The sequence below is a fragment of the Advenella sp. RU8 genome (assembly GCF_048381675.1).
Taxonomy (GTDB): Bacteria; Pseudomonadota; Gammaproteobacteria; order Burkholderiales; family Burkholderiaceae_B; genus Advenella.
Genome location: NZ_JBLWIS010000004.1, coordinates 73,724 through 90,060 on the forward strand (window position 1 = coordinate 73,724; position 16,337 = coordinate 90,060).

Here is a 16,337-nt window from a genome sequence, read left to right on the forward strand (position 1 = left end):
TTAACCATTGTATAGTAGTTTACTCGGGTATTCGCTAATTGATAATCCCCATACCCATAAAAAAAATCGCCTGACTTTGACATCAGGCGATTTTTCAGCTTTGGCAACAACAGATATTATTCTGCTGCTGGTGGCTCATCCGAAGATGTATTGTTGAACGGTGCAAAAATACTTTCCAGGGAAACCGGTGCTGAAGTCGGTTCTTCGAAAGGATTTTCCTGTGCACGGGCTGCCAGGCGCTCTGCACGTTCAGCTTCTTCTTTCACTTTACGTGCATGATGATAGGCCAAGCCTGTACCTGCAGGAATCAGGCGACCAACAATCACGTTTTCTTTCAGACCACGCAATTCATCACGTTTGCCCATGATGGCAGCTTCTGTCAGAACACGGGTTGTTTCTTGGAACGATGCCGCTGAAATGAAGGAATCGGTAGAAAGCGATGCTTTCGTGATACCCAACAGAACGTTCTCATAGGTTGCAGGAATCTTGTTCTCTGCAATCATGCGATCGTTTTCATTCAGCAATTCAGAGCGCTCAACCTGTTCACCCGGGATGAATGAAGTATCACCCGCATCAACAATGTTTACGCGACGCAGCATTTGACGAACAATCACTTCAATGTGCTTGTCGTTAATCTTCACGCCTTGCAAACGGTAAACGTCCTGAACTTCGTTAACCACATAAGTAGCCAGTTGCTCAATACCTTTCAGACGCAAGATATCATGCGGATCGGCCGGACCGTCAACAATCAACTCACCCTGGTTAACAACCTGGCCGTCGTGAACCATGACCTGCTTCTCTTTAGGAATCAGGAATTCATGCGCCACGCCATCAATGTCGGTAAGTACCAGACGCTGTTTACCCTTGGTGTCCTTACCAAAAGAAACGGTACCGGTCACATCAGCCAGAATACCGGCATCTTTGGGTGAGCGGGCTTCAAACAACTCGGCCACACGTGGCAGACCACCGGTAATATCGCGGGTTTTCTGTGATTCCTGAGGAATACGGGCCAGAACTTCACCCACTGCAACCTGCTGTCCGTCACGAACGGTAATCAGCGCGCCAACCGGGAATGAAATGTTCACGGAGTGATCGGTACCGGCAATCTTGACTTCTTCCCCAACTTCATTAAGAAGCTTGATCTGGGGACGCATCATGATCTTGCCACCACGGGTTTTCGGTGTAATCACCACCAGTGTGGACAAGCCGGTAATTTCATCAACCTGTTTGGCAACCGTTACGCCTTCTTCGATATTCTCGAAACGGACGGATCCGGTGTACTCGGAAACAATCGGACGGGTCAACGGATCCCATGTTGCCAAGCGTGCACCTGCCTTGACCACTTCATTGTCACCCACCAAAATAGTGGCACCATAAGGAATCTTGTGGCGTTCGCGTTCACGGTTGTTATCATCAAAAATAACAATTTCACCTGAACGGGAAATGGCAATGCGTTCATTCTTGGCATTGGTCACATAGCGCATGGAGCTGGTAAAGCCAACCGTACCGGCTGATTTTGTTTCAACTGCAGACGCCATGGCAGCACGCGACGCGGCACCACCAATGTGGAAAGTACGCATCGTAAGCTGAGTACCTGGTTCACCGATAGACTGGGCAGCAATAACACCAACCGCCTCACCGGTATTCACCAGATAACCACGACCCAAATCACGGCCATAACAATGTGCACACAATCCATGACGTGTTTCACATGTCAGCGGTGTACGGATCTTGACTTCATCAACACCCAGCTTATCAATCAGCTCAACCGTATCTTCATCAAGCATGGTACCGGCAGTAATCACAGTTTCCTGGGTATCAGGATTAACGATATCTACTGCAGTTACACGACCCAGAATACGATCACGCAACGGCTCGATAACCTCACCACCTTCCAGCAACGCCTTCATGACATAACCCTGGGTTGTGCCACAATCAGTTTCCGTAATCACCAAGTCTTGGGTCACGTCAACCAGACGGCGTGTCAGGTAACCCGAGTTCGCTGTCTTCAATGCGGTATCGGCCAGACCCTTACGGGCACCGTGGGTTGAAATAAAGTACTGCAGAACGTTAAGGCCTTCACGGAAGTTCGCGGTAATCGGGGTTTCGATAATCGAACCATCAGGTTTGGCCATCAGGCCACGCATACCGGCCAACTGGCGAATCTGTGCTGCAGAACCCCGCGCACCGGAGTCAGCCATCATGTAGATGGAGTTGAATGATTCCTGACGGACGGTATCACCAAAACGGTCTACCACCGGTTCAGTTGCCAATTGTTCCATCATGGCCTTGCCGATCTTGTCACCGGCCTTGCCCCAGATATCAACCACGTTGTTGTAGCGCTCTTGAGCTGTTACCAGACCTGATGAATACTGCTTGTCAATTTCCTTGACCTCGCCACTGGCCTGGGCAAGGATTTCTTCCTTGGCAGTCGGAATAACCATATCGCCCATGGCAATCGAAATACCGGCCCGGGTTGCCAGACGGAAACCGTTTTGCATTAGCTTGTCAGCAAAAATAACGGTATCACGCAAGCCGCAACGGCGGAAAGACTGGTTAATCAGGCGTGAAAGTTCTTTTTTCTTCAACGCCCGGTTCAGTACTGCAAATGGCAGGCCTTTAGGCAAAATTTCAGACAGCATGGCGCGGCCAACCGTTGTTTCAAAACGGCGCAACACCGGTTGCCATTCATCATTTTCGTCTTTGACATACTCGTTCAGGCGAACCGTAATGCGTGATTGGAGTTCAACCACACCATTGTCATAAGCGCGATATACCTCGGCCAGGTCGGAGAAGAACAGGCCTTCACCCTTGCCATTGATACGCTCACGGGTTGTGTAATACAGACCTAACACAATATCCTGTGAAGGAACAATGGAAGGCTCGCCACTGGCAGGGAACAGCACGTTGTTGGAGGCCAGCATCAAAGTACGGGCTTCCAGTTGTGCTTCAAGCGACAATGGAACGTGAACCGCCATCTGGTCACCGTCAAAGTCGGCGTTAAACGCAGCACAAACCAGCGGGTGCAGCTGAATCGCCTTACCTTCGATCAGGACCGGTTCAAAAGCCTGAATACCCAAACGGTGCAAGGTTGGCGCACGGTTAAGCATGACCGGGTGTTGGCGAATGACTTCTTCCAGAATATCCCATACTACGGGTTCCTGGGCTTCAACCAGTTTCTTGGCTGCCTTGATCGTGGTAGCCAGACCCATGGTTTCAAGACGGTTGAAAATGAACGGTTTGAACAGTTCAAGCGCCATTAATTTAGGCAAGCCGCATTGATGCAAAAGCAATTGCGGACCCACCACAATAACCGAACGTCCAGAGTAGTCAACCCGTTTACCCAGCAAGTTCTGACGGAAACGACCGCTCTTGCCCTTGATCATGTCTGACAGGGATTTCAGCTGACGCTTGTTGGCGCCCGTCATGGCTTTACCGCGACGACCGTTGTCCAGCAACGAGTCAACCGCTTCCTGCAGCATGCGTTTTTCGTTACGCAGGATGATATCGGGTGCTTTCAGTTCGATCAGGCGTTTCAGGCGGTTATTACGGTTAATAACGCGGCGATACAGATCGTTCAAGTCTGAAGTAGCGAAACGACCACCATCCAGAGGTACCAAAGGACGCAAATCGGGTGGCAGCACTGGCAGTACTTCCAGGATCATCCAGTCAGGCTTGATACCTGATTTCTGGAAGCCTTCAATAACCTTCAGGCGCTTGGAAATTTTCTTGATCTTGGCGTCGGAAGAAGTAGCCTTGAGTTCAGCACGCAATGCTTCCGCTTCACGATCGATATCGATCGTGCGCAGCAGTTCGCGAATCGCTTCAGCACCCATCAGGGCAGTGAAGTCATCGCCATATTCTTCCGTTTTGGCCAAGAAATCGTCGTCAGACATGATCTGACCGCGTTTAAGCGGCGTCATGCCTGGTTCGATCACGCACCATGCCTCGAAGTACAGAACCCGCTCGATATCGCGCAAGGTCATGTCAAGCACCATGCCCAGACGGGATGGCAAGCTTTTCAGGAACCAGATATGCGCAACCGGGCTGGCCAGCTCGATGTGGCCCATGCGCTCACGGCGAACTTTGGTAACCGTGACTTCAACACCGCATTTTTCACAAATGACACCACGGTGTTTCAGACGTTTGTATTTTCCGCAAAGACATTCATAATCTTTGATCGGGCCAAAAATCTTGGCACAAAACAAACCATCACGTTCGGGTTTAAACGTACGATAGTTGATGGTTTCGGGTTTGCGCACTTCACCATAAGACCACGAACGGATTTTTTCTGGAGAAGCAATCCCGATCTTGATGACGTCAAATTGATCGTCTTGCGAGATTTGTTTGAATAAACCTAATAATCCCTTCATTCTTTACGCTCCAAATCCATATCGAGTGACAGTGATCGAATTTCCTTGACCAACACGTTAAACGATTCTGGCATACCTGCATCAATTACATGATCGCCCTTAACGATGTTTTCATACACTTTGGTACGGCCGGTAATGTCATCCGACTTGACCGTCAGCATTTCCTGCAATGTGTATGAAGCACCATATGCCTCAAGCGCCCAAACTTCCATCTCACCAAAACGCTGGCCACCAAACTGGGCTTTACCACCCAGCGGCTGTTGGGTAACCAGTGAGTAAGGACCCGTAGAACGGGCGTGCATCTTATCATCAACCAAGTGATGCAGTTTCAGATAGTGCATATAACCAATCGTGACAGGACGCTCGAAACGATCACCGGTACGGCCGTCGAACAGGTAAGCCTGTGTACGTGAATCGGTTAATTGCAGCCGTTCCTTGATCTCGTCAGGATAAGCAAGCTTCAACATGGTTTCAATCTCTTCTTCGGTAGCACCATCGAAAACCGGTGTTGCCAAAGGAAGACCTTTTTTCAGGTTGTGTGCCATCTCGATGATCTGTTCATCGGTCAGTTCTTCAAGATGTGCCTTGCTACCGGTTGAGTTGTAAACGGTATTCAGGTACTCACGCACTTGCTCAACCTGGACTTCGCGCTCATCACGAAGCATGTCGGCAATACGATGACCAATACCTTTGGCAGCCCAACCCAAGTGAACCTCAAGCACCTGACCCACGTTCATCCGTGAAGGAACGCCCAGCGGGTTCAACACGATATCTGCAGGTGTACCATCGGCCATGTGTGGCATGTCTTCAACAGGCGTAATACGGGATACAACACCCTTGTTACCGTGACGGCCAGCCATTTTATCGCCAGGTTGCAGACGACGTTTAACAGCCAGGTAGACCTTGATCATTTTCAGGACACCCGGTGGCAATTCGTCACCCTGTGTGAGTTTCTTGCGTTTTTCTTCAAAGGCAAGGTCAAACTCATGGCGTTTCTGTTCAACAGATTCTTTGATCTGTTCCAGCGCAACGGCGTGCTCTTCGTCGGCAAGACGAATGTCAAACCATTGCCAGCGATCAACACCTTCAAGGTACTCGGCGGTAATTGCCGTGCCTTTAGGCAGACGATTAGGGCCACCGTTAACGGTTTTGCCAATCAGCAATTTGCGGATACGGTCAAAAGTATCGTTTTCAACAATACGCAACTGGTCATTCAGGTCCTGGCGATAGCGGCTGAGTTCATCGTTAATGATGGATTCTGCACGCTTGTCACGCTGTACACCTTCACGGGTAAATACCTGAACGTCAATAACAGTACCTACCATGCCTGATGGCACGCGCAGGGAAGTATCTTTCACGTCAGACGCTTTTTCACCGAAAATCGCACGCAGCAGTTTTTCTTCCGGTGTCAGCTGGGTTTCACCTTTTGGTGTTACCTTACCAACCAGCACGTCATCGGCACGGACTTCAGCACCAATGTAGACAATACCGGATTCGTCAAGACGGTTCAGTTGAGCCTCTGGCAGGTTGCTGATATCACGGGTGATTTCTTCATTACCCAGTTTGGTATCACGTGCAACAACGGTCAACTCTTCAATGTGAATTGAAGTATAACGGTCATCGGCAACCACTTTTTCGGAAATGAGGATCGAGTCTTCGTAGTTATAACCGTTCCATGGCATGAAAGCGATCAGCATATTCTGACCCAGCGCCAATTCACCCAGGTCGGTAGACGCACCGTCAGCCAGAACGTCGCCACGGGCAACGATATCGCCACGTTTTACTACGGGGCGCTGGTTGATGTTAGTGTTCTGGTTGGAACGGGTGTATTTGATCATATTGTAGATATCAACACCTACTTCACCCGCCTGGTTCTCTTCGTCATTAACACGAATAACCACGCGCTCGGCATCAACATGATCAACAATACCGCCACGTCTGGCCTGTACGGTGGTACCAGAGTCAACCGCAACGGTACGTTCAATACCAGTACCGACCAGTGGTTTTTCGGGGCGCAGGCAAGGAACTGCCTGACGTTGCATGTTGGCACCCATCAGGGCCCGGTTCGCGTCATCGTGTTCAAGGAACGGAATCAGGGAAGCGGCCACCGACACGATCTGTGAAGGTGCAACGTCCATATAATGAACATTGGCAGGGGCCGTCAGCATAGTCTCGCCTGCTTCACGACAAGCAATCAGGTCTTCAGCAAAACTGCCGTCCTCATTAAGCTCGGCGTTAGCCTGGGCAATCACATAACGGCTTTCCTCAATGGCAGACAGGTAATCAATTTGATCACTGACTTTGCCATCGATAATTTTGCGGTAAGGCGTTTCCAGGAAACCGTACTCATTCAGGCGGGCATACAACGCCATGGAGTTGATCAAACCAATGTTCGGACCTTCAGGCGTTTCAATTGGACATACACGACCATAGTGCGTCGGGTGCACGTCACGAACCTCAAAGCCGGCACGTTCACGGGTCAGACCGCCAGGACCAAGCGCGGAAACACGACGTTTATGCGTGATTTCTGACAAGGGGTTGGTTTGGTCCATGAACTGGGAAAGCTGGCTTGAGCCAAAGAATTCCTTGATGGCGGCAGAAATGGGCTTGGAGTTGATCAGGTCATGCGGCATCAGGTTATCGGCTTCAGCCTGACCCAGACGCTCTTTCACGGCACGTTCTACACGAACCAGACCGGCACGGAACTGGTTCTCGGCCAATTCGCCAACACAACGGACACGACGGTTACCCAAGTGATCGATATCGTCAATCACACCCTGGCCGTTACGCAACGCAACCAATACCTTGATAGTTTCAAGAATGTCTTCATCGGTAAGCGTCATCGGACCGGTAATTTCATCACCGCGACCCAGGCGACGGTTTACTTTCATACGACCAACACGTGACAGATCGTAGGTATCTTCGCTATAGAACAGACGCTGGAACAGGGCCTCGACAGCTTCTTCGGTTGGAGGCTCACCTGGACGCATCATGCGATAAATAGCGATACGTGCGGCATTCTGGTCGACGGTTTCGTCAGTACGCAGGGTTTGTGAAATATAAGAACCACGATCCAGTTCGTTGGTATAGATGGTCTGGAATTCGCGAACATTGGCATCACGCATTTTTTCAAGCAAAGTCTCGGTGATTTCATCATTGGCATATGCAATGATTTCACCTGTTTCTTCACTAATGATGTTTTTTGCCAACACTTCACCGATCAGGAAATCTTCCGGTACGGAAATCCGTTCGATCTTGGCGGCAGCCAGATCACGCAAATGCCTTGCGTTGATACGTTTGTCTTTTTCAACAATAACATTGCCGTCTTTATCTTTCAGGTCAAAGCCAAGGACTTCGCCCTTCCAGCGCTCAGGCACGAATTCCATGACGGCACCGGTTGATTTCAATTCATAATGGTCGAAATCAAAGAAATGCGCGAGAATGGTTTCAGGCTGCATGCCAATGGCTTTAAGCAGGATGGAAACCGGCATTTTACGACGACGGTCGATACGGAAAAACAGGATATCTTTTGGATCGAATTCGAAGTCCAGCCAGGAGCCGCGGTAAGGAATCACGCGAGCTGAAAACAGCAATTTTCCTGAACTGTGGGTTTTACCACGGTCATGTTCAAAGAACACGCCTGGAGAACGGTGTAACTGGGAAACGATGACACGCTCGGTGCCATTGATCACGAAAGAACCGGTTTCGGTCATCAGGGGAATTTCACCCATATAGACTTCCTGTTCTTTCACTTCTTTAATTGTTGGTTTGCTTACTTCGCGGTCAAGAAGCACCAAGCGTACTTTAGCGCGCAGGGGTGAAGCATAGGTCAAACCACGCAGCTGACATTCTTTAACATCAAATACGGGTTCACCCAACACATAACTAACAAACTCTAGACGAGCCATGCCGTTATGGCTGATAATGGGGAATATTGAATTGAACGCAGCTTGCAGACCTTCGTCTTTGCGTGCTGACGAACGAAGGTCAGATTGTAAAAATGTACGGTAAGAATGTAATTGCGTTGATAGTAAGTAGGGAACATCCTGAACGTCTTCACGTTTTGCGAAGCTTTTACGGATACGCTTTCTTTCTGTGTACGAGTAAGGCATGAGCACTCCGACTCGAGAGGTTGCACGGACTATGGGACTCCATAACCGTTAGGGTTTTACGACTCCACGAAAAACGGCTTTTATTAATGTAGCATTTAATTTAATGCAATAAAGCACGTCTTTCCTGAAAGCGCAAAAACCCGGAGGTAGCAAAAGCCACTCCGGGTAACATTAAGTAAAGATTACTTAAGTTCGACTTTAGCGCCAGCTTCTTGAAGCTTTTTCTGGGCTTCTTCAGCTTCAGCTTTAGACAAGCCTTCTTTAACAGCTTTAGGAGCACCGTCAACCAGTTCTTTTGCTTCTTTCAGGCCCAGACCTGTCAGTTCGCGAACTGCTTTAATAACGTTAACTTTTTGTGCGCCTGCTTCAGCCAGGAAAACTGTGAATTCAGTTTGCTCAGCTGCTGCTGCTGCACCTTCACCAGCGGCTGCAGGTGCTGCAACTGCTACTGCTGCTGCTGCAGACACGCCAAATTTTTCTTCCATTTCTGTAATCAGTTCGGACAATTCCAGCACGGTCATGCTAGCGATTGCGTCCAGAATTTCTGCTTTGCTTAAAGCCATTTTAAGAACTCCAAATAAATAAATTTAATGCCAGGGTTTTGTATCGCTTAGTCTTTAAAAAAGATCCAATGAAGCTTGCCTTATGCAGCTTCTTTTTGATCGCGGACGGCAGCAAGGCCACGCACGAACTTGGTTGGAACTTCATTAAGCGTACGCACAAATTGTGCAACAGGTGCTTGCATGGTACCCAACAGTTTCGCCAGCAACTCTTCGCGAGAAGGCATTGTTGCCAATGCTTTAACGCCATTTTCGTCTAGAAGGTTGTTTGGTAATGAACCAGCTTTCAGGACGATTTTGTCGTTTGTTTTGGCGAATGTAGAGAGTACTTTTGCAGCCGCTACAGGATCAGGACTGACCGCATAGATCAGGGGACCTGTCAATTGATCGGACAAACCTTCGAAAGGTGTACCGGCAATTGAGCGACGTACAAGCGTGTTTTTAAGAACACGCAGATACACACCAGATTCACGTGCAGATTTGCGCAATACGGTGACAGAAGCGACGTCAATACCACGGTACTCAGCAACAATAATAGATTGAGCATTGGCAACTTGTGCCGATACTTCTTCAATTACTGCCGCTTTCTCATTACGATTGAGACTCACGGTTTGAACACTCCATCTAAAGACGCGGAAGGGAAGGGTTCCCAATTGCGTCAACCATATGCGGCGTACCTCTGGTAGAGCTCTGAATAGAATTCTTCCATGGGACGCCGTCTACGTTGGATCCGGAAACTTCCCGGGATTAAGTCAGGTAAAAACCGCTTACCCGACTCCAACGGTCTTTGACAGCAGTGCCTGGTGCACGACCAGACACAGCCCAAAGTTCTTTACAGTTAGACTGCCAAAGAGGCAATCTCAACTTTGGCTCCGCCACCCATTGTGGATGACACAGCCACTTTACGCAGGTAAACACCTTTTGAGGAAGCAGGACGTGCTTTGTTCAAAGCATCAATCAGTGCTGCCAGGTTTTCCTGCAATTGTTCTGTACCAAAAGATGCACGGCCAATTGTTGCGTGAATGATACCAGCCTTGTCGGTACGATACTGGATTTGACCGGCTTTTGCATTTTTAACTGCAGTCGCTACGTCAGGAGTTACAGTACCAACTTTAGGGTTTGGCATCAGGCCACGAGGACCCAGGATTTGACCCAATGCACCAACAATACGCATTGTATCAGGTGAAGCAATAACGATGTCAAAATCAAATTGGCCAGACTTAATCTGGTCTGCCAGATCTTCCATGCCGACAATATCAGCACCGGCTTCTTTAGCAGCTTCAGCTTTTTCGCCTTGTGCAAATACAGCTACACGTACGGTTTTACCTGTACCAGCAGGCAGAACAACTGAACCACGAACCAATTGGTCGGATTTCTTAGGATCGATACCCAACTGAACTGCTACATCGATGGATTCATCGAATTTGGCAGTTGCAGTTTCCTTGACCAGAGCCAAGGCTTCTGTAACAGGATACAGTTTGTTGCGATCGATTTTTTCTGCAATAGCTGCAGCGCGTTTAGATAACTTGGCCATTAGTTTACACCTTCAACTGTGATACCCATGCTACGTGCGCTACCAGCGATGGTGCGAACAGCTGCGTCCAGATCAGCAGCAGTCAGGTCGGGCTCTTTGGTTTTGGCAATTTCTTCAGCCTGTGCACGTGTCAATGTACCAACTTTGTCGGTATGAGGACGTGGAGAACCTTTCTGAATACCAGCAGCTTTCTTGATCAGAATGGTAGCTGGTGGGGTTTTCATGATGAAAGTGAATGATTTGTCTGCAAAAGCAGTAATCACCACTGGAATCGGCAAACCAGGTTCCATGCCTTGTGTTTTGGCATTGAACGCTTTACAGAATTCCATAATATTCAGACCACGTTGACCCAATGCTGGACCAATCGGAGGTGATGGATTAGCTTTACCAGCTGGCACTTGCAGCTTGATGAAGCCGACGATTTTTTTCGCCATTTTTAGCTCCTGACGGGTAATAACGCAATAAAGATATTGCTTCCCAAGTTAATAAAATCAGACCTTTTCGACCTGACTGAAATCCAGTTCCACGGGCGTGGCACGACCAAAAATCGTGACGCTTACGCGAACTTTACTTTTCTCGTAGTTGACTTCTTCAACGTTACCGTTAAAGTCGGCAAACGGGCCTTCTTTAACACGAAGCATTTCACCAACTTCAAACAATATTTTCGGACGGGGTTTCTCACCACCCTCTTCAATCTGAGACAGAATTTTCTCAACTTCTTTCTCTGAAATAGGAGTTGGCCGATTGCCTGATCCACCCAAGAACCCGGTAACACGGTTTGTATTTTTTACAAGATGCCATGTCTCATCGGTAAGATCCATTTCAACCAGGACATAACCTGGGAAAATGCGACGTTCAGTGATGGATTTTTGACCGCCTTTGACCTCAATTACTTCTTCAGACGGCACCAGAATGCGACCAAATGAAGTTTGCAAGCCTGCACGCTCGATTCGTTCGAGCAAGGCTTTATGAACACTTTTTTCCATGCCAGAATAGACATGCACAACGTACCAACGTTTACTCATTTGCTTGTCCTTAGTTCCAGCCTAATACTACACCATAGATAAGCCAACCTAAAACCTTATCTACAATCCAAAGGAAAAGCGCCATTACACTGACAAAGGCAAACACAATGCCCGTCATTTGAATGGTTTCCTTTTTAGTTGGCCATATTACGCGTTTTAATTCATTGTAAGAGCCGGTGGCAAAGCTGATAATGCGTTTACCCGGCTCACTGAACCATACCAGCAAAGCCGCAATTACCAAGCTGCCAATAAAAATACCTACACGCGCATAAACATTTAATTCACTGAAAAACGAATACGCAAATATACCCGCAGCAACAACGATTATTGCCATAAAGATTTTGGCTTTATCTGCAGGTTGGGTGATGGTTTCTACACTACTGTTTGACATTTGCTTGAGCAGCCTTTTAGCGGCGCCATAATAATGGTGGCAGGGGCAGTAGGAATCGAACCTACAACCTTCGGTTTTGGAGACCGACGCTCTGCCAATTGAGCTATACCCCTAGTGTTTTAATTTCTGCACTGAGTGACAGAAATTTGGGTAGCACGCCTGTACTACCCATACTGCTATATTAACTGTTAAGCAGCGATTTTTGCAACAACGCCCGCACCAACAGTACGGCCGCCTTCACGGATCGCAAAACGCAGACCTTCTTCCATCGCGATAGGCGCAATCAGCTCAACGTCCATAGAAACGTTGTCGCCTGGCAGAACCATTTCTTTGTCAGCTGGCAAAGTGATGGTACCGGTTACGTCAGTCGTACGGAAGTAGAACTGAGGACGGTAGCCTTGGAAGAATGGTGTATGACGGCCACCCTCTTCTTTAGACAGAATATAGACCTCTGCAGAGAATTTGGTGTGTGGCTTGATTGAGCCGGGTTTGGCCAATACCTGACCACGCTCAACGTCTTCACGTTTAGTACCGCGCAGCAACAGACCGACGTTATCACCAGCCTGACCTTCGTCCAGCAATTTGCGGAACATTTCAACGCCGGTACATGTGGTTTTGACGGTGTCGCGGATACCCACGATTTCAATCTCTTCGCCCACTTTAATGATACCGCGCTCGATACGGCCGGTTACCACGGTACCACGACCAGAAATAGAGAACACGTCTTCAACAGGCATCAGGAATGTACCGTCAACAGCACGCTCTGGTGTTGGGATGTAAGAATCCAGTGCTTTAGCCAGTTCCAGAATAGCTTGTTTGCCCAATGGGCCTTCGTCGCCTTCCAGGGCCAGTTTGGCTGAACCTTTGATAACAGGTGTGTCGTCACCGGGGAAGTCGTATTTAGACAGCAGTTCGCGAACTTCCATCTCGACCAGTTCCAGCAACTCTTCGTCGTCAACCATGTCTGCCTTGTTCAGGAAAACGATGATGTAAGGAACACCCACCTGACGTGACAACAGGATGTGTTCACGAGTTTGTGGCATTGGGCCGTCAGCAGCGGAACAAACCAGGATCGCGCCGTCCATCTGGGCAGCACCGGTGATCATGTTTTTAACATAGTCAGCGTGTCCTGGGCAGTCAACGTGTGCGTAGTGGCGTTCTGCGGTTTCGTATTCAACGTGTGAAGTGTTGATGGTAATACCGCGTGCTTTTTCTTCGGGAGCCGCGTCAATTTGTGAGTAGTCTTTCGCTTCACCACCGAACTCTTTTGCCAGAACGGTACAAATTGCCGCTGTCAATGTTGTTTTACCGTGATCCACGTGACCGATCGTACCTACGTTTACGTGCGGTTTGGTACGTTCAAACTTACCTTTTGCCATGACCGACTCCTGATGATGGTGCTGGAATTAATAACAAAGTTTACATGGTGCCCAAGGCGGGAATCGGACCCGCGACCTCTCCCTTACCAAGGGAGTGCTCTACCACTGAGCCACTTGGGCGAATTCTTTGCTTACCGATGAGGTTACCGGCAAGTCTGGAGCGGGTGAAGGGAATCGAACCCTCGTCATCAGCTTGGAAGGCTGTTGCACTACCATTGTGCTACACCCGCGGATCTTTCGCTTGACCCATTATTTGTTATTGTTTAACGGATATCTCATAGCCATCACAAAGAACAAATAATTTTAAATTAGGCTCTCTGGTGGTGGAGGTTGGATTCGAACCAACGTAGGCGCAAGCCAACAGATTTACAGTCTGCCCCCTTTAGCCACTCGGGCACTCCACCCAGAGAATGTGTAATTATGCACATTCATTTTCGGTACGTCAAGTACCTTCAACAAATAATCCAGATAAAAGTGGTTTTTTTGTTGAATTTATTTTTTTCCTGCCAATTATTGCTCTATAACCGATGACAACCCCTGCTTTTCAAGCAATGAATTCAAATGATCCCAACTGTGAAAATCAATCATGAGTTGTCCTTTGTTTTTTGCCCCGACTTTCAATACCACCTTGGTCCCCAGATGATCGGACAAGGCCTCTTCAAGCCGAACCAAATCCCGGTCAGGCGCCGATTTAACAATACCTGCCGCTTTTTTATTTTCACCCTCAATGGTTTGTTTGACCAGTTTTTCGGTTTCACGCACTGACAAACTTCTTGCGACAACCTGGTTTGCCAACAGGATCTGGGTGGCGGCATCCACCGCCAGCAAAGCACGGGCATGTCCCATATCAATGTCTCCGGCCAGCAACATGGTTTGTACCGGCTCGGCAAGGTTCAACAGGCGCAATAAATTGCTGGTCAATGAACGGGAACGACCAATAGCCTGTGCTGCCTGTTCATGGGTAAAACTGAATTCGTCAATCAGGCGTTTGACCCCCTGGGCTTCTTCCAGCGGATTCAGGTCTTCCCGCTGTATGTTTTCGATCAAGGCCATGATTGCCGCATTCTCATCGGCAACCTCACGCACCAGGACGGGAACTTCTTTCAAGCCAGCCATTACAGCCGCCCGATAGCGCCGCTCACCCGCAATAATTTCAAACTTGCCTTCCGGTTCATCCTTTAACGGGCGCACCAAAATAGGCTGCATGATTCCTTGTGTTTTGATGGAATCGGCCAGTTCGGTCAAGGCGCCTTCATCCATCCGGGTCCGTGGCTGGTATTTGCCTGCCTGCAACCTGTCAATGTTGATCACTGAAGGCTGTTGTGCAGGTTTACCAGGCTCATCATTTTTGATGTCTTCAATGACATTGATATCATTTCCCAACAGTGCAGCAAGGCCACGCCCCAGACCCTTGGTTTTTTTTACCGCTGTCTTGCTGGCTGTTTTACCTGCTGCCTTCGTTGCTGTTTTAGTTGCCGTAGGTTTAGTTGACATTTCTATTTCCGTTTTCCTTATCCATCATTTTCACCCGTTTGATCACTTCCGCGCCAAATTGAATGTATGCCTTTGCGCCACGTGACGACTTATCATAAACGATCCCTGGCAAACCATGACTTGGCGCTTCAGCCAGCCTTACATTACGCGGCACAACCGTCTTGAATACACTGTCGCCAAAATGCGATTCCAGTTGTTCTGAAACCTGTTGCTGCAATGTGACCCGTGCATCAAACATGACGCGCAGCAGCCCAATCATCTTCAATTCAGGATTGATATTTTTATTCACCCGTTTTATGGTATTTACCAGATCTGACAATCCTTCAAGTGCAAAGTATTCACATTGCATTGGAATAATTACGCCATTTGCACATGATAAGCCGTTAAGGGTTAGCAAAGACAAGGTTGGCGGGCAGTCAATAAGCACAAAATCATAATCTGCTGCAACCTTTTCAATTGCCGATTTCAATTGATGCTCACGATTGTCCATCTGCACCAGATCTATCTCGGCACCCGACAACTCCCGATTTCCGGGCAGGACATCATATCCGCCACTTTCCGAACGAACCCGAGCCTCGTCTATGCTTGCTTCGCCGATAAGCACCTGATATATATTTAAACTTAAACTATTTTTGTCTATGCCGCTTCCCATGGTGGCATTACCCTGGGGATCCAGATCTATCAACAGGACCCTTTTTTTATGGGATGCCAGGCTGGCGGCAAGATTAATTGCCGTGGTTGTTTTACCTACCCCGCCTTTTTGATTGGCGATACAAAAAATCTTAAGTGTATTTACAACTTTACCCATTACCTACCCTTTACGCCGCAGCCAGATTAAACATCGGTTTGCATCCAGTTCCGGAACTTCAAGCGTTTCATGCGACGCTTCTTCCCATTCCGTACTGGATACCAATTCATTAACTTCATCCTGAATATAGTGACCTTTCATCGCCACCAGATAACCGGAAGCATCCACATGCTTGCCAGCCAAGGAAGCAAAATCCGCCAAAGAAGCGAAAGCCCTTGAAATGACCAGATCAACCTGTGGTTCAGTTCTTTGCTCTATTCGAATGTGTTGTGCCGACAAGTTTGGAAGCTTTAATACGCCTGACATTTGACGGACAAAAGCCGTTTTTTTCTCAACGGCATCAATGCAGCAAATGTTCCACGTGGCATTCATTATCGCCAACACAACACCAGGCAAACCACCGCCCGATCCCACATCCAATACATTTACAGTGGTTCTGTCTGCCAATTTTTTTCTTAACGGCATCACGACAGAAAGACTGTCAAAAACATGATGGACAAGCATTTGCTCCCTGGTTTTCAGGGCGGTCAAATTATAGGTTTTATTCCAGCGTTGCATTTGCTCGATATACTGCAACAATGCAGAAGCCTGTTCATCACTCATGTCAAGACCAAGCTGACTGGCTGCATTGAACAAACTTTGTTTTGAATCAATCATTACA

General features: G+C 48.3%; 12 protein-coding genes and 4 tRNA genes. All 16 read right to left on the reverse strand.

Annotation, left to right across the window (positions count from 1 at the left end; all coding sequences use genetic code 11):
* Positions 1-116: 116 nt before the first annotated feature.
* Entirely contained in the window at positions 117-4,373 is a 4,257-nt protein-coding gene (gene rpoC / locus ACM5Q9_RS06880) for a DNA-directed RNA polymerase subunit beta' (RefSeq protein WP_418143993.1), read from the reverse strand.
* On the reverse strand, positions 4,370-8,485 hold the full coding sequence (gene rpoB / locus ACM5Q9_RS06885; RefSeq protein WP_418143994.1) for a DNA-directed RNA polymerase subunit beta: 4,116 nt from the start codon (positions 8,483-8,485) through the stop codon (positions 4,370-4,372). The genes rpoC and rpoB overlap by 4 nt, the downstream gene beginning before the upstream one ends.
* 182 nt (positions 8,486-8,667) lie before the next feature.
* Positions 8,668-9,048, reverse strand: a complete 381-nt coding sequence (gene rplL, locus ACM5Q9_RS06890; RefSeq protein WP_418143995.1) for a 50S ribosomal protein L7/L12 — start codon at positions 9,046-9,048, stop codon at positions 8,668-8,670.
* Between the two features lie 80 nt (positions 9,049-9,128).
* A complete protein-coding gene (gene rplJ / locus ACM5Q9_RS06895) occupies positions 9,129-9,653 on the reverse strand; it encodes a 50S ribosomal protein L10 (RefSeq protein ID WP_418143996.1) in 525 nt (174 codons plus the stop codon).
* Positions 9,654-9,883: 230 nt separating this feature from the next.
* The gene (rplA, locus tag ACM5Q9_RS06900; RefSeq protein WP_418143997.1) at positions 9,884-10,579 is read right to left on the reverse strand and encodes a 50S ribosomal protein L1; all 696 of its coding nucleotides are present in this window, start codon (positions 10,577-10,579) and stop codon (positions 9,884-9,886) included.
* The gene (gene rplK / locus ACM5Q9_RS06905; protein WP_189386116.1) at positions 10,579-11,013 is read right to left on the reverse strand and encodes a 50S ribosomal protein L11; all 435 of its coding nucleotides are present in this window, start codon (positions 11,011-11,013) and stop codon (positions 10,579-10,581) included. The genes rplA and rplK overlap by 1 nt, the downstream gene beginning before the upstream one ends.
* Positions 11,014-11,070: 57 nt before the next feature.
* Positions 11,071-11,604, reverse strand: a complete 534-nt coding sequence (nusG, locus tag ACM5Q9_RS06910) for a transcription termination/antitermination protein NusG (protein ID WP_418143998.1) — start codon at positions 11,602-11,604, stop codon at positions 11,071-11,073.
* A gap of 10 nt (positions 11,605-11,614) precedes the next feature.
* Entirely contained in the window at positions 11,615-11,995 is a 381-nt protein-coding gene (gene secE / locus ACM5Q9_RS06915; RefSeq protein WP_418143999.1) for a preprotein translocase subunit SecE, read from the reverse strand.
* Between the two features lie 37 nt (positions 11,996-12,032).
* Positions 12,033-12,108, reverse strand: a tRNA-Trp gene (locus ACM5Q9_RS06920).
* 75 nt (positions 12,109-12,183) lie between these two features.
* Complete coding sequence (gene tuf / locus ACM5Q9_RS06925) at positions 12,184-13,374, reverse strand: elongation factor Tu (RefSeq protein WP_418143949.1); 1,191 nt, start codon at positions 13,372-13,374, stop codon at positions 12,184-12,186.
* 45 nt (positions 13,375-13,419) lie between these two features.
* Positions 13,420-13,494: transfer RNA gene (locus ACM5Q9_RS06930), tRNA-Thr, on the reverse strand.
* 36 nt (positions 13,495-13,530) lie between these two features.
* Positions 13,531-13,604, reverse strand: a tRNA-Gly gene (locus tag ACM5Q9_RS06935).
* Between the two features lie 88 nt (positions 13,605-13,692).
* Positions 13,693-13,778 (reverse strand) — tRNA-Tyr (locus ACM5Q9_RS06940).
* A 106-nt stretch (positions 13,779-13,884) separates the two neighbouring features.
* The gene (locus tag ACM5Q9_RS06945) at positions 13,885-14,868 is read right to left on the reverse strand and encodes a ParB/RepB/Spo0J family partition protein (RefSeq protein ID WP_418144000.1); all 984 of its coding nucleotides are present in this window, start codon (positions 14,866-14,868) and stop codon (positions 13,885-13,887) included.
* Positions 14,858-15,676 carry a ParA family protein gene (locus ACM5Q9_RS06950; RefSeq protein WP_418144001.1) on the reverse strand — a complete coding sequence of 273 codons (819 nt, stop codon included), beginning with the start codon at positions 15,674-15,676 and terminating at the stop codon, positions 14,858-14,860. The genes ACM5Q9_RS06945 and ACM5Q9_RS06950 overlap by 11 nt, the downstream gene beginning before the upstream one ends.
* Before the next feature lie 3 nt (positions 15,677-15,679).
* Positions 15,680-16,333: a 16S rRNA (guanine(527)-N(7))-methyltransferase RsmG gene (rsmG, locus tag ACM5Q9_RS06955; protein WP_418144002.1), complete on the reverse strand. Its 654-nt coding sequence runs from the start codon at positions 16,331-16,333 to the stop codon at positions 15,680-15,682.
* Positions 16,334-16,337: the final 4 nt, after the last annotated feature.

Bases quoted from the DNA above. Each gene is read 5' to 3' on its own strand.
- secE (WP_418143999.1), bottom strand. From the start codon at position 11,995: ATGTCAAACAGTAGTGTAGAAACCATCACCCAACCTGCAGATAAAGCC.
- tuf (WP_418143949.1), bottom strand. From the start codon at position 13,374: ATGGCAAAAGGTAAGTTTGAACGTACCAAACCGCACGTAAACGTAGGT.
- rpoC (WP_418143993.1), bottom strand. From the start codon at position 4,373: ATGAAGGGATTATTAGGTTTATTCAAACAAATCTCGCAAGACGATCAA.
- rpoB (WP_418143994.1), bottom strand. From the start codon at position 8,485: ATGCCTTACTCGTACACAGAAAGAAAGCGTATCCGTAAAAGCTTCGCA.
- nusG (WP_418143998.1), bottom strand. From the start codon at position 11,604: ATGAGTAAACGTTGGTACGTTGTGCATGTCTATTCTGGCATGGAAAAA.
- rsmG (WP_418144002.1), bottom strand. From the start codon at position 16,333: ATGATTGATTCAAAACAAAGTTTGTTCAATGCAGCCAGTCAGCTTGGT.
- rplL (WP_418143995.1), bottom strand. From the start codon at position 9,048: ATGGCTTTAAGCAAAGCAGAAATTCTGGACGCAATCGCTAGCATGACC.
- rplA (WP_418143997.1), bottom strand. From the start codon at position 10,579: ATGGCCAAGTTATCTAAACGCGCTGCAGCTATTGCAGAAAAAATCGAT.
- rplK (WP_189386116.1), bottom strand. From the start codon at position 11,013: ATGGCGAAAAAAATCGTCGGCTTCATCAAGCTGCAAGTGCCAGCTGGT.
- ACM5Q9_RS06950 (WP_418144001.1), bottom strand. From the start codon at position 15,676: ATGGGTAAAGTTGTAAATACACTTAAGATTTTTTGTATCGCCAATCAA.
- ACM5Q9_RS06945 (WP_418144000.1), bottom strand. From the start codon at position 14,868: ATGTCAACTAAACCTACGGCAACTAAAACAGCAACGAAGGCAGCAGGT.